The organism is Pseudomonas gozinkensis (assembly GCF_014863585.1).
GTDB classification, from domain to species: Bacteria; Pseudomonadota; Gammaproteobacteria; order Pseudomonadales; family Pseudomonadaceae; genus Aquipseudomonas; species Aquipseudomonas gozinkensis.
This window is the reverse complement of sequence record NZ_CP062253.1, coordinates 4296714-4318020: the sequence shown is the minus strand read 5'-3', so window position 1 is coordinate 4318020 and position 21307 is coordinate 4296714. Positions and strand designations below refer to the sequence as shown.

Sequence of the window (21307 nt, the reverse complement as noted above, 5' to 3'; positions counted from 1 at the left end):
TGACAGACCGCTATCGCGAGCAAGCTCGCTCCCACAGTGGTTTGTGGTGTTCTTGAGTCAGGTGAAAAACGGCCGGATCCCGTGATCACGGAAATACCGTTCGATCACCTTCGGATCCGCGCTGTTGTCGGCAATCGCCACGTAGGTATCCGGGCGCAGCAGGTAAAAACCGTTGCGCCCCAGCCCCGCCGTTTCAAACGCCGGACGCCAGTCGAACACGTGCAGCGGCAAGTGGTGTTCGTTGCACCAGGCGATCATCTCGTCGCTGGTGTCGCCATACACATGCACCTGCCAGCACGGATGGCGCAACGGTTCGTAATTATCGCCCTCACCATCATGGGCCCACGGCAAGCGGTCGCCGCCGTGGACGTGCCCGGCCACGCCTTCACTCAACACCATGCCCCGATAGTTGACGGTGATTTGCGAGACAGTGCGAAACAGGAATTCGCGACTGGTCTCGAATGACGCCATTTTCGGAATCAGGAACGGTGCCAGCCGCGTGCGCAGCAGGTCGGCCATACGACCTTCGGCGGTGACGAAGCTGAAGACCTTGTCGGTGGTCGACACCAGTCGCCGGGCGAAGGCGATGCGTTCGGTTTCGTAGCTGTCGAGCAACCCGGGCGTGGCAGCGCCGCCGAGCACCGCCGCGAGTTTCCACGCCAGGTTGATTGCATCGCCGATCCCGGTGTTCATGCCCTGACCGCCCGCCGGGCTGTGTACGTGTGCCGCATCGCCGAGCAGAAATGCCCGACCCTTGCGAAAGTGATCCGCCACCCGGTGATGCACGCGGTAGGTGGAGAACCAGTTGACGTCCTCGATGTGCACGTTCAGATGTTCGATGGCGCGATTGCTGACATCGGAAAATTCCAGGGTTTCGGCGCGATCAGCGCGTTCGTCACGCACCGTGCCGATCAGCCGCGCACGGCCTTCGCCGGCCAGCGGGAAAACAGCGAGGAAGTCCGCTTCATCCAGATCCAGATGCAACTCGCCGTTGAGCGCCGGGCCGCTGGCCTGCACATCCGCGACATAAAAAATCTGCTGATAAGTGCCACCGGGAAAACCGGTGTCGAGGGTTTTGCGCACGACCGAACGGGCGCCGTCGCATCCGGCCAGATAGCAGGCCTGACAGATTTCCTGCTCGCCATCCGGCAGGCGCAAATGCGCGGTGAGGCCGTCGCCGTTTTCCGTGAAACTCTCCAGCGTCGTGTTGCGCTCGACGGTCACGTCGTAGTCTTCGAGGCGGTCGATCAACAGTCGCTCGTGTTCGTCCTGCGGATACATTTCCAGAAAGGCATAGGGCGTCAGGCCTTCGCCGATCCGGTTCAGCGGCAACTGCGCCACGGGTTTGCCCTTGACCCAGAAATTCGCCGCCGCCACCCGGTGGCCGTTGCGCACCACCGCATCGGCCAGATCCAGTTGCCGGTACAGCTCAAGGGTGCGCGCCTGCACCGCCAGCGCCCGTGAAGTGGTGCCGGGGGCGGAGCTCTTGTCGATAATGCGCACGCGCACGCCCAGTTTGCTCAGCCACAGGGCCAGCACCAGTCCGGTGGGGCCTGCGCCGATGATCAGAACATCACTGCGGTTCATGGTCTGTCCTCCTCGCGTGTCCTGACCTGAGGCTTGCCACTGAATGTGCAGCAGCAAGTATGGATCAGACGGCGAGGGCGGCCAGTCGGCCTGCCAAACGGGACGATGGAACAGCGCCGCCGGCCCGCAGTCCTATCCTGCACCCTGCGATTGAGCGTAGGGTTAACCCGGCTCAACGGACTGGATGAAGCGTTATGCACACCCCTCGATTATTCGTCAGCCTCGCCGCGCTGCTGGTGCTGGCCGGTTGCGCCGGTCAACGCAGCGAAGAACCTGCGCCGCGCCCGCCCGCCGAGGTCAAGGCGCAGATCGTGCGCCTGCTGCCGGCCAAAACCGCCGACCGCCAGGGCTGGGCCACCGACATCTATGCCGCGTTCGCCGCCCAGGGCATCAGCCCGACCACGCAAAACCTGTGTTCGGTGCTGGCCGTCGCCGAGCAGGAGTCCACTTTCCAGGTCGATCCGCCGGTGCCCGGCCTGGGCAAGATCGCCCGTGACGAAATCGACCGCCGCGCCGCCAAGGTGCATATCCCGAGCCTGTTGGTCAGCGGCGCCTTGCAGGTGCGCTCGCCCAACGGCAAGACCTACAGCGAACGCCTGAGCGCCGCCCGCAGCGAAAAGGAATTGAGCGCGATTTTCGACGACTTCATCGGCTCGGTGCCGATGGGCCGCACGTTGTTCAGCGGTTTCAACCCGGTGCATACCGGCGGGCCGATGCAGGTCAGCATCGAATTCGCCGAGCGGCACGCCAAGGACTATCCGTACCCGGTGGACGGGACGATTCGCCGCGAGGTGTTCAGCCGTCGGGGCGGGATGTATTTCGGTATCGCCCATTTGCTGGGTTATCCGGTGAGTTATCGTGAGCCGCTGTACCGCTTCGCCGACTTCAATGCGGGCTGGTACGCCAGTCGCAACGCGGCGTTTCAGAACGCGGTCAGCCGCGCTTCGGGCATTCCGCTGGCGCTGGATGGCGACTTGATCCGCCCGGGCGCGATCATGCCGGGCAGTACCGAACTGGCGGTGCGCGCCCTCGGCAAATCGCTGGGCATGCGCAATCCGGTGATCCGCGATCAACTGGAGAAGGGCGATAGCCTGGCTTTCGAGGAGACCAAGCTGTATCAACGGGTCTTCGAGCTGGCGGAGCGTGCGGAAGGCAAGTCACTGCCCCGCGCGGTGTTGCCGGGCATCGTGCTGCAGAGCCCGAAGATCACCCGCAAACTGACCACGGCGTGGTTTGCCAAACGGGTCGACGAGCGCTATCGGCGCTGCATGGCCAAGGGCTGAGGACGATCAAAAGGGAATAAAAAAACCCGGCTGACGGGAGCCGGGTTTTTTCTGGGCTGTTGCGATCAAGCCATTCATTCAGGCAACGCGACGTTCAATCAGACGATCCGAGCCACCTTCAGCAACGCGACGTTCCAGCAGACGATCAGAGCCACCTTCAGCAACGCGACGTTCCAGCAGACGATCAGAACCACCTTCGGCAACGCGACGTTCCAGCAGACGATCAGAACCACCTTCAGCAACGCGACGTTCAATCAAGCGATCCGAACCACCTTCAGCAACGCGGCGTTCAATCAAGCGATCCGAACCACCTTCAGCAACGCGGCGTTCAATCAGACGATCCGAACCACCTTCGGCGATCATGGTGTGGGCCGGTTTGGCGGCAAATGCGTTGAAGGCCAGAACCGAGAGGGCAATGCTGAGGATGACTTGGCGTTTCATGATTTTTGCTCCGGGGGTGTTGTTTGTTTGGTATGGAGCGGATGTTACGCCCGGGAGTTTTTAAGAGAACTTCATTGACGTGATGGTGAACATCGACGCCGATGATGGTTTGTCAAAGCACCTTCACCGCGCGGCCAATCGCCTGGATCGGCCCGGTGGGTTTGCCGATCGGCGAACCGCTGGCGCCTTCCAGCGTCAGCTCGAACAACTGGTTCGGTTGCAGCGGTGGCAGTTTGTCCAGCGGGATCGACAGCGCCTGCCCCGGCTTGACCAGCCCCAGCGACACCGGGCCTTGCCAGCCGTCGGCCTTGGTCCAGAACTCCAGCGCCTTGTCGGTTGGCACCTCGACCACGCCCAGCGGAATCAACTGAATCTCCCGTGGACTGCTGGCCTGGATCACCCAGCCCGGCGCCTTGTCCTGTGGGGCGACCAGCACCACCAGAAAGCTCGGTTTCGGTGTGGTCTGGGTCAACAGGATCGAACCCAGCAACAAAGTCGCGGCCAACCCGGCAGCGCTCAATCCGCGCCACAGCGACAGACGGTTCCACCAGGAAATCTCTGGCGCCCTCTTGTGGGTGAGTTGCCCGACACTGCGTTCGATGCGCTGCCACAACTGCGACGAGGGCTGATGCGCCGGGGCGAGGTCGGTCAGTTCCAGCAGACGCCGTTCCCAGGCATCCACCGCCGCTTGCAGCTCGGGCTCGTTGGGCAAGCGCCGTTGCACCTCGGCGCGCGCTTCGGCCGAGAGGGTGCCGAGCACGTATTCGCTGGCCAGTTCATCGCGTTCCTGCGCCGATTCGGTGGTCATCCCATGCACTCCCGCAACGCATTGAGGCTGCGCTTGATCCAGGCTTTGACGGTGCCCAGCGGCGTGTCGAGGCGTTGGGCGATCTGCGCGTGGCTGTAACCGTCGACGTAGGCGTGAAGGATGCAGCGGCGGCGTTGCGGTTCCAGTTGATGCAGGCAGCGGTGGATGCGCGCTGAATTGGCCTGTGCGTCGAATGCGTCATCGACATGGAGTGCGTCGTCGTCTTCGAGTAACGGTATTTCCCGACTGTGATTGCGCAACACATTCAGCGCCAGATGCCGGGTCACGCTGAACATCCAGCCCCGGGCCGAACCGCGCGCCGGATCGAAACCCGCCGCACCAGCCCAGATCTTGATGAACGCGTCGTGAACGATGTCTTCGGCCAGCGCCGTGTCACGCACCAGACGCCGGGCCACACCCAGCAGCCGCGGACTTTCCTGCACATACAATTCGCGCAGGGCCCCGCGCTCGCCGCGGGCACAGGCGGCGAGGCGGGCTTCGTAATCGAACGCGGTTTCGGGCAATGGCATGTCCTGCAATCTAGCAAGCATCGGCCAAACGTCCAGTCAGGCTCAGTTCGCCGCCCAGAAAATGTAGTCGGCCTGGTACTTCACCACTTCCTGTTTACCCTTGTTCGCCGCCGTGCATTCGCTGCCCGGCGCCACGCCGCCCTTGAGCGCGACACGCTGGATGTAGCTCACGCCGCTCATGGCGCCTTTGCCCTCAGCGGGATTGGCCTTGACCAGTTGATAGGGCAGGTTGCCCGGGCTCGATGGCGCAACGGCCAGTTGCGTGCCGGTGACTTTCGAGCCGTCCTGCGCTTGCCAGGTGGCGGGCGGGCCGAAGTAGGTGCCGACCTGTTTGCCGCTGCGATCATTGAGCACCGCTTTCGGGCCGACGAACACCCACTCGGTCTGGCCGGCGACATTGGCCTTGTCCCGGCATTCGTAGGTGATCTCGCCGACCCCGGTGGTTTCCATCGCGATCTTGTGGCCGTCCGGCACCTTGATCGCGTCGGGATAACTGCTTTGGGCAAAACTTGTCGAAGCGACGGCGAGCAAACCGGTGAGGCCGATCAGTTGTGTGATGTTCATCAGTGTTTCTCCGAAAAAGGGTAAACCGCTGACAGCCGAAAGAGGGCTGTTACAGGGACTACCCGTGACGAAGGCGTTTGGATGCAGTGGCCCGACAAATAATTTTGAAAACACTGCAATCCCTGTGGGAGCGGGCTTGCCCGCGATGGCGTAGTGTCAGCCAGCATTTATGTGGCTGACACCCCGCATTCGCGAGCAAGCTCGCTCCCACAGGGATCTTTGTCAGGCTTCAGGCCGGAGGCTTTCAGGAGTTCCTGGGTATACGCATGCTGCGGCGCCGCAAAAATCTGGCGCGACGCTCCCTGTTCCACCACCTTGCCGTCCTTGATCACCATCAAGTCGTGCGCCAGCGCGTGCACCACCGCCAGGTCATGGCTGATGAACAGGTACGTCAGCCCATGGCGGATCTGCAACTGCCGCAGCAATTCCACCACCTGTTTCTGCACTGTGCGATCCAGCGCGGAGGTCGGTTCGTCGAGCAGAATCAGCGCCGGTTCCAGCACCAGCGCCCGGGCGATGGAAATGCGCTGGCGCTGGCCGCCGGAGAATTCGTGGGGATAACGATGGCGGCTCTGCGGATCGAGGCCGACTTCCTCCAGCACGCGGATCACCGCTGCCTCACGTTCCTCGGCCGTGCCGATGCCGTGTGTAAGCAGGCCTTCGGCGATGATCTGCTGCACCGACATCCGTGGGCTGAGGCTGCCGAACGGGTCCTGGAATACCACCTGGATCTGCCGGCGCAACGGACGCATCAAACGCTGATTGAGCAAGCTCAATTGCTTGTTGCCGAAGCGAATGTCGCCCTCGGATTCCACCAGCCGCAGAATCGCCTGGCCCAGCGTCGACTTGCCCGACCCAGACTCGCCGACAATCCCCAGGGTCTTGCCCCGTTGCAGCCGGAAACTCACGCCGTCCACGGCCTTGATGTATTCCTGGGTGCGGCTGAACAACGCCTTGGGCAGCGGGAACCAGACTTTCAGATCGTCCACTTCCAGCAGGTTGTGATCGTAGCGACTCGGCACCGGCGCGCCCGACGGTTCCGCCTCGATCAGCAGGCGGCTGTAAGGATGCTGCGGGTTGCGGAACAGCGTTTCGCAATCGGCTTGTTCGACGATCTCTCCGTGGCGCATCACGCACACCCGTTGGGCGATGCGCCGCACCAGATTGAGGTCATGACTGATCAACAGCAGCGACATGCCGAGGCGTTGCTGCAACTCGATCAGCAGCTCGAGAATCTTCTGCTGCACGGTCACGTCCAGCGCTGTAGTCGGCTCATCCGCAATCAGCAATTCCGGCTCGTTGGCCAGCGCCATGGCGATCATCACTCGTTGCCGCTGGCCGCCGGAGAGCTGGTGCGGATAGGCCTTCAAGCGCTGCAACGGTTGGCGAATGCCCACCAGCTCCAGCAGATCGAGCGTGCGCTGGCGCGCGGCGCGGCCCTTGAGTCCCTTGTGGATCTCCAGCACTTCGCTGATCTGTTTTTCCACCGTGTGCAGCGGGTTCAGCGAGGTCATCGGCTCCTGGAAAATCATCGCGATGCGGTTGCCGCGCAAGCTGCGCATCTGCTGCTCGCTGGCGTGCAGCAAATCCACGCCGTTGTAGCGGATGCTGCCCGTGTTGCTGACAGTTTTGCCTGGCAGCAAGCGCAGGATCGAGTGCGCCGTCACCGACTTGCCCGAGCCGGACTCGCCGACCAGTGCCAGGCACTCGCCACGGCGGATGTCGAGGTTCACGCCGTGCACCACTTCATGCCCGGCGAAGGCGACGCGCAGGTCGCGGATTTCAATCAGGTTATCGGTCATTTCAGCTCCGGGGATCAGGATCGCGGATCGAACGCGTCACGGCAGGCTTCGCCGATAAACACCAGCAGGGACAGAATCAGCGCCAGGGCAAAAAACGCCGTCAGCCCCAGCCACGGCGCTTGCAGATTGCGCTTGGCCTGTCCGATCAGTTCACCCAGCGACGCGGTGCCGGCGGGCATGCCGAAGCCGAGAAAATCCAGCGCGGTGAGGGTGGCGATGGCGCCGGTCAGAATGAACGGCAGGTAGGTGAGGGTGGAGGTCATGGCGTTGGGCAGAATGTGCCGGCGCATCAGCTCGCTGTCCGTCAGGCCCAGGGCTCGTGCAGCCTTGACGTATTCCAGGCTGCGGCCGCGCAGGAACTCGGCGCGCACCACGTCCACCAGTGCCAGCCAGGAAAACAGCGCCATGATCCCCAGCAGCCACCAGAAACTCGGCGAGACGAACCCGGACAAAATGATCAGCAGGTACAGCACCGGCAGCCCTGACCAGATCTCCAGCACCCGTTGCCCGAGCAAGTCGACCCAGCCGCCGTAATAACCCTGCAACGCCCCGGCGACGATGCCGACCAGCGCACTGACGGCGGTGAGAATCAGCGCAAACAGAATCGAAATCCGCGTGCCGAAAATCACCCGCGCCAACACGTCCCGCGCCTGATCGTCGGTGCCCAGCCAGTTGCTGGAGGACGGCGGGCTCGGCGCCGGTTCGGTGAGGTCGTAATTGACCGTGTCGTAGCTGAACGGGATCGGCGGGAACAGCATCCAGCCGCCCTGATCCTCGATCAGTTTGTGTACGTAACTGCTGGCGTAATCCGGCTGGAACGGCAGCTCGCCGCCGAAATCGGTTTCCTGATAATCGCTGAGGATCGGGAAGTAGAAAGCGTTGTGGTAGCGGATCACCAGTGGCTTGTCGTTGGCGATCAATTCGCCGCCGAGGCAGATCAGGCACAGCCCGATGAACAGCCACAGCGACCAGCGCCCGCGACGGTTGGCCTTGAATTGCGCGATGCGCCGCCGGCCCAGAGGGGAGAGTGTGAACATCAGGCAGTCCTCGCCGAGAAGTCGATGCGCGGGTCGAGCAGGGTGTAGCAGAGGTCGCCGATCAGCTTGATCAACAGGCCGAACAGGGTGAACAGAAACAGCGTGCCGAACACCACCGGGTAGTCCCGCGACACCGCCGCTTCGTAGCTCATGCGCCCGAGGCCGTCGAGGTTGAAGATGGTTTCGATCAGCAGGGAGCCGGCGAAAAACACCTCGATCAATGCCGACGGCACACCGGCCACCACCAGCAGCATCGCGTTGCGAAACACATGGCCGTAGAGCACGCGTCTTTCGGTCAGGCCCTTGGCGCGCGCGGTGATCACGTATTGACGGCTGATCTCGTTGAGGAAGCTGTTTTTGGTCAGGATCGTCAGCGTCGCAAAACCGCCGATCACCAGCGCGGTCACCGGCAGCACCAGGTGCCAGAGGTAGTCGCCGAGCTTGCCCAACAGGCTCAGGCTGTCGAAGTTGTCCGAGACCAGCCCCTGTACCGGAAACCAGTTGACGTAGCTGCCCCCGGCGAACACTACGATCAACAGGATCGCGAACAGAAACGCCGGCATCGCGTAACCGACAATGATCGCCGTGCTGCTCCACACATCGAATGCGCTGCCGTTTTTGATCGCCTTGCGAATGCCCAGCGGGATCGAGATCAGGTAGGTGATCAAGGTCGCCCACAGGCCGAGGGACAGCGACACCGGCAGCTTCTGTACGATCAGATCGGTGACCTTCGCACCGCGAAAGAAACTGCTGCCCAGGTCCAGTTGCGCATAGTTCTTGAGCATCAGCCACAGGCGTTCGTGCATCGGCTTGTCGAAGCCGTAGTGGTGCTTGATCTCTTCGATCAGCGCCGGGTCCAGGCCACGGCTGCTGCGCCCGGCACCGCCGATCGCGGTGACCTCGCTGGCGCCGCCCATGCTGTGCCCGCCGAAGCCTTGCAGGCGGGCGATGGCCTGTTCCACCGGGCCGCCGGGCGCGGCCTGCACGATGACGAAGTTGACCACCAGAATGCACAGCAGCGTCGGGATGATCAGCAACAGACGTCGACTCAGATAACGCCACATGTCATTGGCCCCCCGCGAGCGAGTGCAGAGCACTCATCTGCTGATTGGTCAGCGGCTTGGCCGAGACCTCCCACCAGGTGTCGAGGCCTTCGCTGTAAATCGGCTGCACCGGCGGCCTGCCGAAGCGGTTCTGATACACCGTCGGCGTGCCTTTGGAGTAGTAGTTGGGAATCATGTAGTCACCCCATTGCAGCACCCGGTCGAGGGCGCGGGCGTAACGCACCATGGCGTCGCGGGTATTGGCCTGGACCAGGCCGTCGATCAGCCGGTCCACCGCAGGGTCCGCCAGCACCATCGAATTGGAGCTGCCGACTTGTGTGGCGCTCTGTGAGGCATACAGGCTGTACAACTCGCGGCCCGGCGAGACGATCGGATCGCCGCTGCGGGGGAAACTGGTGACGATCATGTCGTAGTCCCGGGCGTTGAGCCGGTTGATGTACTGCGCCGAATCGATACGCCGCAGATTCAGGGTGATGCCGATCTGCGCCAGGGTGCGTTTGTAGGGCAGCAGCATGCGGTCGAAACCACCCTGGCCGTCGAGGAAGGTGAACTCGAATGGCTCGCCGGCGGCGTTCACCAGCCGATTGTTTTTCGGCGTCCATCCGGCTTCGGCCAGCAGCTTCAGGGCCTGCAACTGCTTGTCGCGGATGTAGCCGCTGCCATCGGTTTTCGGCGCCCGATAGACCCGGCTGAAAACCTCGTCCGGAATCTGTCCGCGCAGCGGTTCGAGGATCGCCAGTTCCCCTGCATCGGGCAGGGCGGTGGCGGCCATTTCACTCTTCGGCCAGTAGCTGTTCTGGCGCACGTAGAAGCCGCGCATCATCTGCTTGTTGGTCCACTCGAAATCCCACAACAGGCTCAGCGCCTGACGCACGCGGCGATCCTTGAACAACGGGTTCTGCAGGTTGAACACAAAACCCTGGGCGCTGGTCGGTTTGTCCGGGGCGAGAATCGCCTGTTGCAGGCGACCGTCACGCAGGGCCGGGCTGTCGTAGCCGACCACGTAGCCGGACGAGGAAAACTCGCGGTTGTAGTCGAACGCGCCGGCCTGCAGCAGTTGCCGGGCGACGTCGGTGTCGCCGTAGAAATTCACCGTCAGGCTGTCGAAGTTGTACATCCCGCGACTGACCGGCAGGTCCTTGCCCCACCAATCCGGATCGCGCTGGAAACCGATGCTGCGCCCCGCGTCGACCTTGCTCACTCGATACGGGCCGCTGCCCAGCGGGGGTTCGAAGCCTCCGCCGTTGGCGAAGTCGCGGGTTTTCCACCAGTGCTCGGGCACCGGTCGCAACGACGCCAGATCCAGCGCCAGCGTGCGGTTGAGGTTGTTCTTGAAGGTGAAGCGAATCTGTCGCGGACCTTCGATCAGCACGTCCTGCACATCGGCGTATTGCTGGCGATAACTCAGGCTGCCCTTGGTCATCAACAGCTCGAAGGTGTAGCGCACGTCCTCGGCGGTGATCGGTGTGCCGTCGGCGAAACGCGCCTCGGGATTCAGGTGGAAACGCACCCACAGACCGCCGGGATCGCGCTCCATGGTTTGCGCCACCAGACCGTAGACGGTGTAGGGCTCGTCCAGCGAGCGGAACGCCAGCGGCGAATACACCCAGTCATTGATCTGCACTACGGAAATGCCCTGATCGGCATACGGGGTGATGTAGTTGTACTGACCGATCTCCATCGAAGCGCGGCTGAGCGAGCCACCCTTGGGGGCATCGGGATTGACGAAATCGAAGTGCCGGAAACCGGCGGGGTATTTCGGCGCCTCGCCGTACACCGTCATCGCGTAGCTGCCGCCGGCGAGCGCAGATACCGCGTTGCACAGCAGCGCGCTGCCGAGCAGCAGGCCGGCCATGTTGCGCAAAAAGCTCATGAGATCACTCCTCAAACCTCTGAAAGAACAAGGACCCATGTGGGAGCTGGCTTGCCAGCGATAGCGGTATGTCAGTGCAGTCGATGTCGGCTGACACGACGCCATCGCTGGCAAGCCAGCTCCCACAGGGTTATGCAGTGCTCGATCCTTAGAAGTGATACGTCATGCGCGCAAACAGCGTGCGGCCCAGCGGATCGGTGTAGCGCGGGTCATAGCCGCTCTGGAAGTTGTAGGCCTGGTTGGAGAACGGCGGATCGCGGTCGAACAGGTTCTTCACCCCGGCATCGACGTCCAGCACCTTGTCGAAGGTGTAGCCGGCCGACAGGTCCCACACCGAGTACGACGCGACCCGTGCGTTGGTCTCGCGGTCGTAGTCGTTGTAGCCGGTGGTGAAACGGTTGGTCAGCGCCGCACGGGCTGCGCCGAAGGTCCAGGAACCGGTCAGGTTGTGTTTCCAGCGGGCAATCACCCCGTCGCCCTTGAAGTCGCCGACCTTGTCGGTGAACGGGCCCTTGATGGTGCTCTGGAAGTCGTACTCGTCGACATAGGTGCCTTGCAGACCCATACCGAATTGACCGTACGGCGTGTTCGGGAAGCGATAGTCCAGCGACACATCGACGCCGTTGGTTTCGACGATGCCGAGGTTGGCGTTGCCGGTGACGATGTAATTGAGCGTGCCGTCGGCGTTGCGCACGAAGCGGTCCGGGTAGCTGCCGGCCTGATCGAACACGGTGGATTCCGGGAACGGCTGGATCTGGTTGGAGATGTGAATCCACCAGAAATCCAGGCCCACGGACAGATTGCTGACCGGTTGATAGACGAAGCCCAGCGTCACGTTGCGCGCCTTTTCCGGGGCCAGGTCTTCGTTGCCGCCGATCTGGTTGAGGAACTGCTGACCGCAATCGCGCCCGCCGTTGCCGCCCGGTTGCACCACGCCGCCGGTACACAGCACCGGGTCGTTGTAGTAGCCCTGGGTGTAGGTGATGCTGCGCGGCGAATACAACTCATACAGCGACGGCGCGCGGAAGCCTTCGCTGTAGGCGCCGCGCACTACCAGTTCCTTGAGCGGCTGATAACGGAACGAGTATTTCGGGTTGGTGGTGCTGCCGAAGTCGCTGTATTTGTCGTGACGCACGGCGGCGGACAATTCCAGGCTGTCGAGCACCGGCACGTTGATTTCCGCGTAGGCGGCTTTCACGCTGCGGTCACCTTCGACGCTGCCGGCCGGGTCGATGCCCAGGCTCTGGATGTCGCCGGCAAATGACTCGAAGTCCTGGTGGAATTTCTCTTTGCGGTACTCGCCACCGAGCGCCAGACCCGACGGGCCGGCACCGAACCAGTCACCGATCTCGCGGCTGATCCGCCCGTCGAAACCGGCGACCCGCCCGACCGCCGTGGAATAGGCACCGTGGTACATGGCCTGGTCGATGTACTGCTGACCGGCGCTGGTCTGCGGGCCGAACGGGTTGAGCAGGCCGCTGGCCAGACCGTCGATCATCGCCTGATCGCTGACGTAGCCGCTGGTGACGCTGGAGACGATCTTGTTCTGGTTGTACGAGGCGCCGACGTTGTAATCCCAGCCGCCGACCAGACCGTCGAAGCTCAGCAGAAAGCGCTGGCTGGTGTTCTGGTCTTTCGATTCGCGCGGGCCGGCGGCGGTTTCGCGCCAGTTCACGTCCACCGGTTGCGTCGGGTCGAGGGCGAAACCGGTGGGCGCCGGGGTGATGCCGTTGCCGGGGTAGTAGGGCGAGGAGGAATCCAGGCTCAGGCCGGTCAATGGCGCCGGGCCGACAGCGGTGGCGTTGTTGTTGCGCGACCAGAAGTATTCGAGGTTGACGTTGTGGTCGTCGGCCAGTTTGCCGGTGGTCTTGCCGAAGAACGAGGTCTTCTCGGTCTGCGGCACCAGGTCGATGTATTCGCGGGTGCTGAAGCGGCAGAGGCCGTCGCGGGCCACCAGGTTGGGACCGTTGCAATTGCTGTTGGCCAGCGGGTTGGTGGCGTTGCCGTTCTGGCTGTAGTTGCCGGGAAACGCGGTGCCGGAGGTCTGGTCCAGGCCACGGCCGGGCACGTAGTCGCGGGCGAAGGAGCGGTCGTTGGCGTCGAGGTTCTGCTGCTTGTTGTAGTTGAACACGCCGAGCACGTTGAAGCGGTCCTGCTCCAGGTCGCCGTAACCCCAACTGGCACTCATGTCCTTGGTCGCACCGCCGCCGCTGTGGGTCGGGGTTTCGCCGCCGAGGGTGAGCTGGCCGTCGGTCATGGATTTCTTGGTGATGAAGTTGATCACGCCGCCGATGGCGTCGGTCCCATACAGGGCCGAGGCGCCGTCGCGCAGCACTTCCACGCGCTCGATCGCGGCAAACGGGATCATGTTCAGATCCACCGCGCCGCCGGCCGAGTTGGTGCCCGACAGGGCGTTGTTGGCCAGCCGGCGACCGTTGAGCAGCACCAGCGTCTTGTTCGCGCCGATGCCGCGCATGTCGGCGAACGATGCGCCGCCGGTGGCCGCGCCGACCGAGCCCGCGCTGTTGTTGATCGACTGGCTGCCGGTGATGCGCTGCACCAGTTCGGCGGTGGTGGTCACGCCCTGTTTGCGCAGCTCTTCAGCCTTGAGCACGGTGATCGGCACCGCCGTTTCCGCGTCGACCCGACGGATCGCCGAACCGGTCACTTCGACCCGTTGCAGTTGCGTGGTCGGCGCGACCACCGCAGCGGCGGCCGGGACGCTGTTGTCGTCCTCGGCAGCCTGAACCCCGGCGCCCATCCCCATGGCCACCAGGTACAACGGAACGAAACGGTGGCGGGAAATCGTCGCCACCAAAGGTTTGAGCGTGAAGCGTGGAGTGTTCATCAGCATGGTTGTTTCCGACTTTGTTAGACGTTTATCGAAATGGCCTTGTGAGCCCTCTTTGCACGGAGCACGGTGGTGCCGCGCCGCGAAAACCACTTTCTTCAAGCAAGCCGATCCCCTCCGAAGACGCGCTGCGTTTTTCGGTCGGCCGATTGCGGCGGGATTCAACGAACGGTGGCGGGCGCGTCCCTCACAGCGCGCCCGGCACCGCCGTCAGCGGGTGGTCATCACCGATATTTTGGTGATGCCCGAGCGCTCGATGGACGCCATGGCTTTGGCGACCTGGCCGTAATTCACGGCGGAGTCGGCCTGCAGCTGCACGCGTACGTCGGCATCTTTGGCCTTGACCTCCTTGAGGCTGGCCTCCAGCGATTCCGGCGCCAGCTCGGTCTTGGCCAGGAAGAACTTGCCGTCCTGATCGACGCTGACCACCACCGGGTCTTTCTTTTCGGCGGGGGCGACGGCGTCGGTTTTTGGCAGGTTGACCTTGATCGCGTTGGTCATCAGCGGCGCGGTGACGATGAACACCACCAGCAGCACGAGCATCACGTCCACCAGTGGCGTGACGTTCATTTCGCTGAGCACTTCATCGCTGTCTTGAGTGGAAAAGGACATCAGCTGGCCTCCCGCACGGCGGCCGTGGATTTGGCGATGGCCTGGCGGCTGATGGAAAACGCACTGCGCGAGGCGAGGGCGTCGAAGTCGTGGGCGAAGTCATCCATGTCCGCCGAGGCCAGCTTCAGGCGCCGCAGGAAGAAGTTGTAAATCAGCACCGCCGGCACCGCGACGGCAATCCCCACGCCGGTGGCGATCAGCGCGTGGCCGATGGGCCCGGCCACGGTTTCCAGACTGGCCGAACCGCTGGCGCCGATGCTTTGCAGGGCTTCCATGATTCCCCACACGGTGCCGAACAGGCCAATGAACGGCGCGGTGCTGCCGATACTGGCGAGGATCGCCTGGCCGTTTTCCAGCGAGCGGCGTTCCTTCTGGATCTGCTGGCGCAGGTTGCGTTCCAGTCGGTCGGAGCGGTTGATGGTGTGCGCCAGTTGCTGGGTGGTGCGGGGCGACTCTTCCACCAGCAGGGCTTCGAAACCGCTGCTGGCAATCCGCGCCAGCGAGCCCGGATATTGACTGGCGTGCTCGGCAGCGGTGAGCAGATCCGGTGCACCCCAGAAAGCTTTGCTGAACTGTTTGTTCTGGGTTTTCTGGCGCAGGTACTGCGCCGACTTGACCAGCAGGATCGCCCAACTGACTACGGAAAACAGCACCAGCCCCCAGAGCACGCCGGGGACAATCATCGAAGACAAAGAATCGTTCATGGCTACACCTCGCTTGCGTTAATCGGTTGTGAGTTCGGTTGTTGTGCCGTCATTGCGGCAATTTGAAGTCGATGGTCTGGGTGGCGAAGCCGTCGATCGGTGTGTCGCCGCGCTTGGCCGGAATGAATTTCCAGTTCTTTACTGCCGCGACCGCCGCGTCATCCAGTTGCGGCTTGCCGCTGGATTTGGTCACCGTCACCGAACCTGCGCGACCGTTGGCCAGCACCTGAATCCGCAGCACCACGCTGCCTTCCCAGTTGCGCCGCAGGGCCAGTGACGGGTATTCCGGCGGCGGGTTGCCAAGGCTGGCGAGGCCGGAAATCGCCGCCGACTCTTTCACCGGGCCCGGTGCCGCAGCAGGTGCCGGGGGCGCGCTCGGGGTGGCCGGAGCGGCAGGCGCTGCCGGTTGTGCAGGTGCGGGTGGCGCTTTCGGTGGCTCGACTTTTTTCACCGGTTTGGGTTTCTCGACCGGTTTCGGTTTTTCGATCGGCTTGGGTTTCTCCACCGGTTTGGGCGGCGGCTTGACCGCGTCCTCGTCTTCCACCGGTTGTTCGGGTTCGGGCGGTGGCGGCGGTGGCGGCTCCGGTGTCGGCGGGGCCGGAGGTGTCGGGCTGGTGAGCTCGACGGTCATTTCCGGAATTTCCGGTGGCGTGGGCAGCGGTTCGGCCCGCGCCTGCTGGAAAAACCACCAGGCGCCGCCGTGTATCAACGCCGACACCGCCACCAGCAACAGCATCTGCTGTTTGTTCAGCCCGCCGGGCTGCGAAGTGTTGGCCTTGTAGACGGGCCGACCCGCCACCGACGCAAGCGCTGCGTTCGGTACTGGCCCCGGCGGCGTTCTGTGCTTTACCGCATCGTTCATTAAAGCTCCCTCGGGTGGATGAAGGGCAATAAGGTGCCGTTCGAACAACACAGCGTTGCTCGAGTAATTGGTCGCAACTTTTATATAGGTGTGCAGAAGCCGACAGTTGAACTATCTATTGAGCATGGCTTGTGCAGCTTATTGCTTCAGTAACATCGACTTCGATGGTTCATTGATCCGGTCCGTGGCTGTTCTTTTATGAGTGAGTGTGCAATTGAGTGGCGAACATCGTTCCTGCCCTCATGGTTGATGCAATAGCAACCGCTGTGCCAGAAAGTGACAAATTGTGTAGCGGATATTTCTCGGATGATACGTATGTCGCATTTATGTAAGTTTCATTAAGCAAGCCGGTTTTCATGGGTGCATAACCTCCCGACAGCCCGGTTTACAGGGCTTTCTCCAAGGCGAGACAGGTCTGGCTCGGTATCGCGCTGTTGAGCGAGATAGAGCGGCTGCTCTCGGGTCTTCCAGGTCGCGTGATGGTGCGTGGCGGACTGATTTGGTGCGGGTCAGTGTTTTAGCGGGTCACAGGCGGTGTTCCTTGTTCTTGTCTAAGTAAAGTCGGTTGTTCCGCTGGGTCGGTGTAATGACTGTAAGTGCAGTTTTGGTGCGCTTAAGAAATTAACGCCGAACAGTAAAAGTTGTAGCGGTGTGCTGTCTGGAAGTTATTGTCGAGCAATGTGTTGTTGCATTCATTAATGCAGCGCGCACGCAATGACTTCTTGCGTGCTATTTAAAAAATAAATAGTGCAGGCGCTCAGGTAATAAAAGGAATGCACGGACAGTTCGGAGGGCGAACACGGCGCAGGTACAGGGGCACGGAAAGAAGAGTGTGGCGCAGCAGGTGAAGATTCACGCGGTGAACTCCTTGTTGCCAGCTCGGATACGCGAACTTTTGGTTCGGTATCGCACCTTACAAGAACGCGGATAGCGTTCGCTGATTGCTCTTGGTGCGGGATGGGCACCGCCAGCGCTGTTTTGCGAGATCAGGGATTCGCAAGCTGCCGATGAATGCGCAATCCGTGCCAAATTCGATACAACAGCTATAAATAGGGCCAGGCAGGATGCCTTTCGCAGCGGAGGAGGGGATATGTATCAGCTCTACGGACATCGCAATTCAGGGGCGGCGGCCATCGAGGCGGCGCTCGAGTTGTGCCAGGTCGCTTACCGTTTCATCGATATCGAGGCCAGCGCGGAAGCGGCGCAGGAGCTGGCGCGGCTCAATCCGCTCAAACAGATCCCGACCCTGCAACTGCCGGACGGCAGTGCAATCACCGAAAGTGCGGCGATCCTGATTCATCTGGGGCTGAGCTTCCCGCAATCCGGTCTTTTGCCTGCCAAGGGGGCTGACCGGGATCAGGCGATCCGTGGTCTGGTGTACATCGTCAGCAATTGCTACGCGGCCATCGGCGTCATTGATTACCCCGAGCGCTGGCTGGTGATGCCGGACGAGGCCTCGCGGCAGAACCTGATGGCGGGTGCGCGGGAACGCCTGCACTGGACCTGGGAGGTGTTTGCCGACCAGTTCTCCGCCGAGCTTTACCTGGACGATGAAACGCCGGGGGCGCTGGACGTGCTGGCGGCGGTGGTCACGCGCTGGGCCGGTGCCCGCGAACACCTGCGCCAGGCCCGACCCGGTTTCCATGCATGGCTGCAGCGCATCGACCGGCACCCGGTGCTGGCGCCGGTCTTCGCGCGGCATTGGCCCGTTTGAACAAACAACTGTGGGAGCGAGCTTGCTCGCGATGGCGGTCTGTCAGGCAGATACTTTTTACCTGATACACCGCTATCGCGAGCAAGCTCGCTCCCACAGGGGTCGTGTGAAGTCTGGGACTATTCCCCGCGAATGTACTGCTCCAGCTGTTTGATCAGCTCGGCCTGTTCGGCAATCGCTTCCTTGACCAGGTCGCCGATCGACAACAGGCCGATCAACTTGCCGTCCTCCACCACCGGCAAGTGACGCAGGCGTTTGTCGGACATGATGCCCAGGCAGGTGTCGACGGTCTGGTGGGTGTCCACCGTGATCACGTTCGCCACCATGATGTCGCGTACCGGCGTACCCACCGAAGAGCGCCCATGCAGCACCAGTTTGCGCGCGTAATCGCGCTCGCTGATGATGCCCACCACTTTGTCGTCTTCCACCACGAGCAGGGCGCCGACGTTTTTCTCGGCCATTTTCATCAGCGCTTCGAGCACCATGTGATCGGGTTTGATCTGGTGCACTTCCTGATTTTTCTGATCTTTGAGCTTGAGCAGTTGGGCGACGGTTTTCATGGCGGTTACTCAGGTGTTGTCGTTGTTCTCCAAGCATCGTAGACGCAGGCGCGCAGAGCAAGGCCGCAAAACGGCAGATAACACGCAAAAAACGTCATTTGACCGGGTTTTTCATGGCGAGGCCTTTGTCACCGGTTGTGGCAATGCCGCGTAGAATGCCCGTCTGAATCAATTCTTGAGGTCGCAGTGGTGGATTTACAGCAGGGCTTCGTCCTGACCCGGCATTGGCGCGACACCCCGGCCGGCACCGAAGTCGAGTTCTGGCTGGCGACCGACGCCGGGCCGCGCCGTGTGCGCTTGCCGCATCAGCCGTCGGTGGCGTTCATCCCGGCGGCGCAGCGCGAGCAGGCCGAGCGGGTACTGGCGGACGAAAAGAACGTCGAACTGCGCCCCTTGGCTCTGCAGGATTTCGAACATCGTCCGGTGCTGGGGCTGTATTGCCAGCAGCACGGTCAGTTGATGCGCCTGGAAACCGCGCTCAACCGTCACAGTGTCGATGTCTTTGAAGCCGATGTGCGGCCGCCCGAGCGTTACCTGATGGAGCGTTTCATCACCGCGCCGGTGTGGTTCAACGGTACGCCCGATGCCGACGGTGTGCTGCTCGACGCCCATCTCAAGCCTGCGCCCGACTATCGTCCGCAACTGCGGCTGGTCTCGCTGGACATCGAAACCACCGAGCAGGGCGAGTTGTATTCCATCGCCCTGGAAGGTTGCGGCGAGCGGCAGGTGTACATGCTCGGTGCGCCGAACGGCGATCACAGCATCGTCGACTTCGACCTCGAGTACTGCGAATCGCGGACCCTGATCCTCAAGAAACTCAACGAGTGGTTCGCCCGTCACGACCCCGACGCGATCATCGGCTGGAATCTCGTGCAATTCGACCTGCGCATTCTCCACGAGCACGCCCGGCGTCTGGGCGTGCCGCTCAAGCTCGGGCGTGGCGGCGAGGAAATGCAGTGGCGCGAACACGGCAGCCGCACTCATTACTTCGCGGCAGCGGCAGGAAGGCTGATTATCGATGGCATTGAATCCCTGCGTTCGGCGACCTGGAGCTTTCCGTCGTTCAGCCTGGAAAACGTCGCCCAGACTCTGCTCGGCGAGGGCAAGTCGATCGACAACCCGTACCAGCGCATGGACGAGATCAACCGCATGTTCGCCGAGGACAAACCGGCGCTGGCCAAGTACAACCTCAAGGACTGCGAGCTGGTCACGCGGATCTTCGCCAGGACCGAACTGCTGAAGTTTTTGCTGGAGCGCGCCAGCGTCACCGGCCTGCCGGCGGATCGCAGCGGCGGCTCGGTGGCGGCGTTCACCCATTTGTACATGCCGTTGATGCATCGTCAGGGTTTTGTGGCGCCGAACCTTGGCACCAATCCTCCGCAGGCCAGCCCCGGCGGGTTTGTCATGGACTCGCAGCCGGGGTTGTATGAGTCGGTGCTGGTGCTCGACTACAAGAGCCTTTATCCGTCGATCATCCGCACCTTTCTGATCGACCCGGTGGGGCTGATCGAAGGCTTGCAGCATCCCGATGACAGCGACTCGGTGCCGGGTTTTCGCGGCGCGCGCTTCTCCCGCACCCGGCACTGCCTTCCGTCCATCGTCGCCCGGGTCGCCGAGGGCCGTGAGACCGCCAAATGCGAACACAACGCGCCCTTGTCCCAGGCGCTGAAGATCATCATGAACGCTTTCTACGGCGTGCTCGGTTCCAGCGGTTGCCGGTTCTTCGATACACGACTGGCGTCCTCGATCACCCTGCGTGGCCACGAGATCATGCTGCGCACCCGGCAGTTGATCGAGGCCCAGGGTCACGCGGTGATTTATGGCGATACCGACTCGACCTTCGTCTGGCTGCGTCGCCCCCACGGTCAGGAAGAGGCGGCGACCATCGGCCGGGCGCTGGTTGCGCACGTCAACGACTGGTGGCGCGAGCATGTGCGTGAGCAATACGGGCTGGAAAGCGCCCTCGAATTGCAGTTCGAAACCCACTACAAACGCTTCCTGATGCCGACCATTCGTGGCGCGGAAGAGGGCAGCAAAAAGCGTTACGCCGGCCTGGTGACCCGCGCCGACGGCACAGAAGAGATGGTCTACAAAGGCCTGGAAACCGTGCGCACCGACTGGTCGCTGCTGGCCCGGCAATTCCAGCAGGAACTGTACGAGCGGATCTTCCAGCGCAAGCCGTATCAGGATTACGTGCGCGAGTACGTGCGCAAGACTTTGGCCGGCGAGTTCGACGAGCGACTGGTCTACCGCAAGCGCCTGCGCCGCACGCTCGATGACTACGAACGCAACGTACCGCCGCATGTCCGTGCCGCTCGGCTGGCGGACGATTACAACGCGCAACACGGTCGCCCGCGCCAGTATCAGAACGGTGGCTGGATCAGCTACGTCATCACCCTGGCCGGCCCCGAGCCGCTGGAAGTGCGCCGCGCGGCCATCGATTACGACCACTACATCACCCGCCAGCTGCAACCGGTGGCGGATGCGATCCTGCCGTTTGTCGACGACGATTTCTCAACCCTGATCGGGGGGCAGTTGGGCTTGTTTTGAGTCCAGAAGTTGCAGGGTCCATTCGTCCTGAATGCCGTGGAAGTAACGCTCCAGCGCCTGATGCCAAAGGCTGTCGTCGTCGGCAAATTGGGCGAACAGCGTCATCGATGAGTGGAATTTCAGGTCGTCCGGATGGCCGAAAATCTCGGCAATCGAACGTTGCTGCACATTCAGCACCAGTTGCGTGCAGGTCCGCAGCCGGGCGCCGAGCAACGGGTGGCCGAGGTAGGCACGAGTTTCCGGCGCCGAGCTGATCGCGAACCGCCGCGACATCTCGCTGCCGCCGAGCCCGGCGAACTGCGGGAACACGAACCACATCCAGTGGCTGCGCTTGCGGCCCTCGTCGAGCTCGCGCTGGACCCGTGCGAACACCGGATCCTGGGCGAGCACGAAGCGTTGCAGATTGAATGGATCGTCCTGATCAGTGCTTCTCATGGCGAAGCCCTCTGTCAGTCGGCGGGTGGC

Annotated in this window: 18 protein-coding genes; 3 read left to right on the top strand and 15 right to left on the bottom strand. The window is 62.5% G+C overall.

Going from position 1 to position 21307, the window contains the following annotated elements:
- Positions 1-57 precede the first annotated feature (57 nt).
- Entirely contained in the window at positions 58-1587 is a 1530-nt protein-coding gene (locus IHQ43_RS19155) for an FAD-dependent oxidoreductase (protein WP_192561719.1), read from the bottom strand.
- A 194-nt stretch (positions 1588-1781) separates the two neighbouring features.
- Between IHQ43_RS19155 and IHQ43_RS19150 the strand changes: the two genes are divergently transcribed.
- Complete coding sequence (locus IHQ43_RS19150; protein ID WP_192561718.1) at positions 1782-2870, top strand: DUF1615 domain-containing protein; 1089 nt, start codon at positions 1782-1784, stop codon at positions 2868-2870.
- Positions 2871-2948: 78 nt separating this feature from the next.
- Here IHQ43_RS19150 and IHQ43_RS19145 read toward each other — a convergent pair whose 3' ends face one another.
- From IHQ43_RS19145 to IHQ43_RS19090, 12 genes are all read right to left on the bottom strand, one after another.
- The gene (locus IHQ43_RS19145; protein WP_192561717.1) at positions 2949-3311 is read right to left on the bottom strand and encodes a hypothetical protein; all 363 of its coding nucleotides are present in this window, start codon (positions 3309-3311) and stop codon (positions 2949-2951) included.
- Positions 3312-3423: 112 nt separating this feature from the next.
- On the bottom strand, positions 3424-4119 hold the full coding sequence (locus IHQ43_RS19140) for an anti-sigma factor (protein ID WP_192561716.1): 696 nt from the start codon (positions 4117-4119) through the stop codon (positions 3424-3426).
- Complete coding sequence (locus tag IHQ43_RS19135) at positions 4116-4649, bottom strand: sigma-70 family RNA polymerase sigma factor (protein ID WP_192565032.1); 534 nt, start codon at positions 4647-4649, stop codon at positions 4116-4118. The genes IHQ43_RS19140 and IHQ43_RS19135 overlap by 4 nt, the downstream gene beginning before the upstream one ends.
- A gap of 42 nt (positions 4650-4691) precedes the next feature.
- A complete protein-coding gene (locus IHQ43_RS19130; RefSeq protein ID WP_085686629.1) occupies positions 4692-5213 on the bottom strand; it encodes a DUF3455 domain-containing protein in 522 nt (173 codons plus the stop codon).
- Positions 5214-5380: 167 nt separating this feature from the next.
- A complete protein-coding gene (locus IHQ43_RS19125; protein WP_192561715.1) occupies positions 5381-7015 on the bottom strand; it encodes an ABC transporter ATP-binding protein in 1635 nt (544 codons plus the stop codon).
- A gap of 14 nt (positions 7016-7029) precedes the next feature.
- Positions 7030-8052, bottom strand: coding sequence for an ABC transporter permease (locus IHQ43_RS19120; protein WP_127798879.1), 1023 nt, complete (start codon positions 8050-8052; stop codon positions 7030-7032).
- Complete coding sequence (locus IHQ43_RS19115; RefSeq protein ID WP_192561714.1) at positions 8052-9116, bottom strand: microcin C ABC transporter permease YejB; 1065 nt, start codon at positions 9114-9116, stop codon at positions 8052-8054. Before IHQ43_RS19115 ends, IHQ43_RS19120 begins: the two co-directional genes overlap by 1 nt.
- 1 nt (position 9117) lies before the next feature.
- A complete protein-coding gene (locus tag IHQ43_RS19110) occupies positions 9118-10989 on the bottom strand; it encodes an extracellular solute-binding protein (RefSeq protein WP_192561713.1) in 1872 nt (623 codons plus the stop codon).
- Positions 10990-11137: 148 nt separating this feature from the next.
- Entirely contained in the window at positions 11138-13843 is a 2706-nt protein-coding gene (locus IHQ43_RS19105; protein WP_192561712.1) for a TonB-dependent receptor, read from the bottom strand.
- Positions 13844-14050: 207 nt separating this feature from the next.
- On the bottom strand, positions 14051-14452 hold the full coding sequence (locus IHQ43_RS19100; RefSeq protein WP_011335072.1) for an ExbD/TolR family protein: 402 nt from the start codon (positions 14450-14452) through the stop codon (positions 14051-14053).
- Positions 14452-15156, bottom strand: a complete 705-nt coding sequence (locus IHQ43_RS19095) for a MotA/TolQ/ExbB proton channel family protein (protein ID WP_085608298.1) — start codon at positions 15154-15156, stop codon at positions 14452-14454. Before IHQ43_RS19095 ends, IHQ43_RS19100 begins: the two co-directional genes overlap by 1 nt.
- Positions 15157-15205: 49 nt before the next feature.
- The gene (locus tag IHQ43_RS19090; protein ID WP_192561711.1) at positions 15206-16018 is read right to left on the bottom strand and encodes a TonB family protein; all 813 of its coding nucleotides are present in this window, start codon (positions 16016-16018) and stop codon (positions 15206-15208) included.
- A 1090-nt stretch (positions 16019-17108) separates the two neighbouring features.
- On the opposite strand from IHQ43_RS19090, the gene IHQ43_RS19085 reads away from it, so the two are divergent.
- Entirely contained in the window at positions 17109-17732 is a 624-nt protein-coding gene (locus tag IHQ43_RS19085) for a glutathione S-transferase N-terminal domain-containing protein (protein ID WP_192561710.1), read from the top strand.
- A 119-nt stretch (positions 17733-17851) separates the two neighbouring features.
- Here IHQ43_RS19085 and IHQ43_RS19080 read toward each other — a convergent pair whose 3' ends face one another.
- Positions 17852-18292, bottom strand: a complete 441-nt coding sequence (locus IHQ43_RS19080) for a CBS domain-containing protein (protein WP_007959054.1) — start codon at positions 18290-18292, stop codon at positions 17852-17854.
- A 189-nt stretch (positions 18293-18481) separates the two neighbouring features.
- Between IHQ43_RS19080 and IHQ43_RS19075 the strand changes: the two genes are divergently transcribed.
- Positions 18482-20842, top strand: a complete 2361-nt coding sequence (locus IHQ43_RS19075; protein WP_192561709.1) for a DNA polymerase II — start codon at positions 18482-18484, stop codon at positions 20840-20842.
- On the opposite strand, the gene IHQ43_RS19070 is transcribed toward IHQ43_RS19075, so the two are convergent.
- Complete coding sequence (locus IHQ43_RS19070; RefSeq protein WP_192561708.1) at positions 20807-21277, bottom strand: DUF1810 domain-containing protein; 471 nt, start codon at positions 21275-21277, stop codon at positions 20807-20809. The genes IHQ43_RS19075 and IHQ43_RS19070 overlap by 36 nt on opposite strands.
- Positions 21278-21307: the final 30 nt, after the last annotated feature.

Excerpts from the sequence above, each read along its gene's own strand:
- IHQ43_RS19155 (WP_192561719.1), bottom strand. The coding sequence starts at position 1,587 with ATGAACCGCAGTGATGTTCTGATCATCGGCGCAGGCCCCACCGGACTG.
- IHQ43_RS19150 (WP_192561718.1), top strand. The coding sequence starts at position 1,782 with ATGCACACCCCTCGATTATTCGTCAGCCTCGCCGCGCTGCTGGTGCTG.
- IHQ43_RS19145 (WP_192561717.1), bottom strand. The coding sequence starts at position 3,311 with ATGAAACGCCAAGTCATCCTCAGCATTGCCCTCTCGGTTCTGGCCTTC.
- IHQ43_RS19140 (WP_192561716.1), bottom strand. The coding sequence starts at position 4,119 with ATGACCACCGAATCGGCGCAGGAACGCGATGAACTGGCCAGCGAATAC.
- IHQ43_RS19135 (WP_192565032.1), bottom strand. The coding sequence starts at position 4,649 with ATGCCATTGCCCGAAACCGCGTTCGATTACGAAGCCCGCCTCGCCGCC.
- IHQ43_RS19130 (WP_085686629.1), bottom strand. The coding sequence starts at position 5,213 with ATGAACATCACACAACTGATCGGCCTCACCGGTTTGCTCGCCGTCGCT.
- IHQ43_RS19125 (WP_192561715.1), bottom strand. The coding sequence starts at position 7,015 with ATGACCGATAACCTGATTGAAATCCGCGACCTGCGCGTCGCCTTCGCC.
- IHQ43_RS19120 (WP_127798879.1), bottom strand. The coding sequence starts at position 8,052 with ATGTTCACACTCTCCCCTCTGGGCCGGCGGCGCATCGCGCAATTCAAG.
- IHQ43_RS19115 (WP_192561714.1), bottom strand. The coding sequence starts at position 9,116 with ATGTGGCGTTATCTGAGTCGACGTCTGTTGCTGATCATCCCGACGCTG.
- IHQ43_RS19110 (WP_192561713.1), bottom strand. The coding sequence starts at position 10,989 with ATGAGCTTTTTGCGCAACATGGCCGGCCTGCTGCTCGGCAGCGCGCTG.
- IHQ43_RS19105 (WP_192561712.1), bottom strand. The coding sequence starts at position 13,843 with ATGCTGATGAACACTCCACGCTTCACGCTCAAACCTTTGGTGGCGACG.
- IHQ43_RS19100 (WP_011335072.1), bottom strand. The coding sequence starts at position 14,452 with ATGTCCTTTTCCACTCAAGACAGCGATGAAGTGCTCAGCGAAATGAAC.
- IHQ43_RS19095 (WP_085608298.1), bottom strand. The coding sequence starts at position 15,156 with ATGAACGATTCTTTGTCTTCGATGATTGTCCCCGGCGTGCTCTGGGGG.
- IHQ43_RS19090 (WP_192561711.1), bottom strand. The coding sequence starts at position 16,018 with ATGAACGATGCGGTAAAGCACAGAACGCCGCCGGGGCCAGTACCGAAC.
- IHQ43_RS19085 (WP_192561710.1), top strand. The coding sequence starts at position 17,109 with ATGTATCAGCTCTACGGACATCGCAATTCAGGGGCGGCGGCCATCGAG.
- IHQ43_RS19080 (WP_007959054.1), bottom strand. The coding sequence starts at position 18,292 with ATGAAAACCGTCGCCCAACTGCTCAAGCTCAAAGATCAGAAAAATCAG.
- IHQ43_RS19070 (WP_192561708.1), bottom strand. The coding sequence starts at position 21,277 with ATGAGAAGCACTGATCAGGACGATCCATTCAATCTGCAACGCTTCGTG.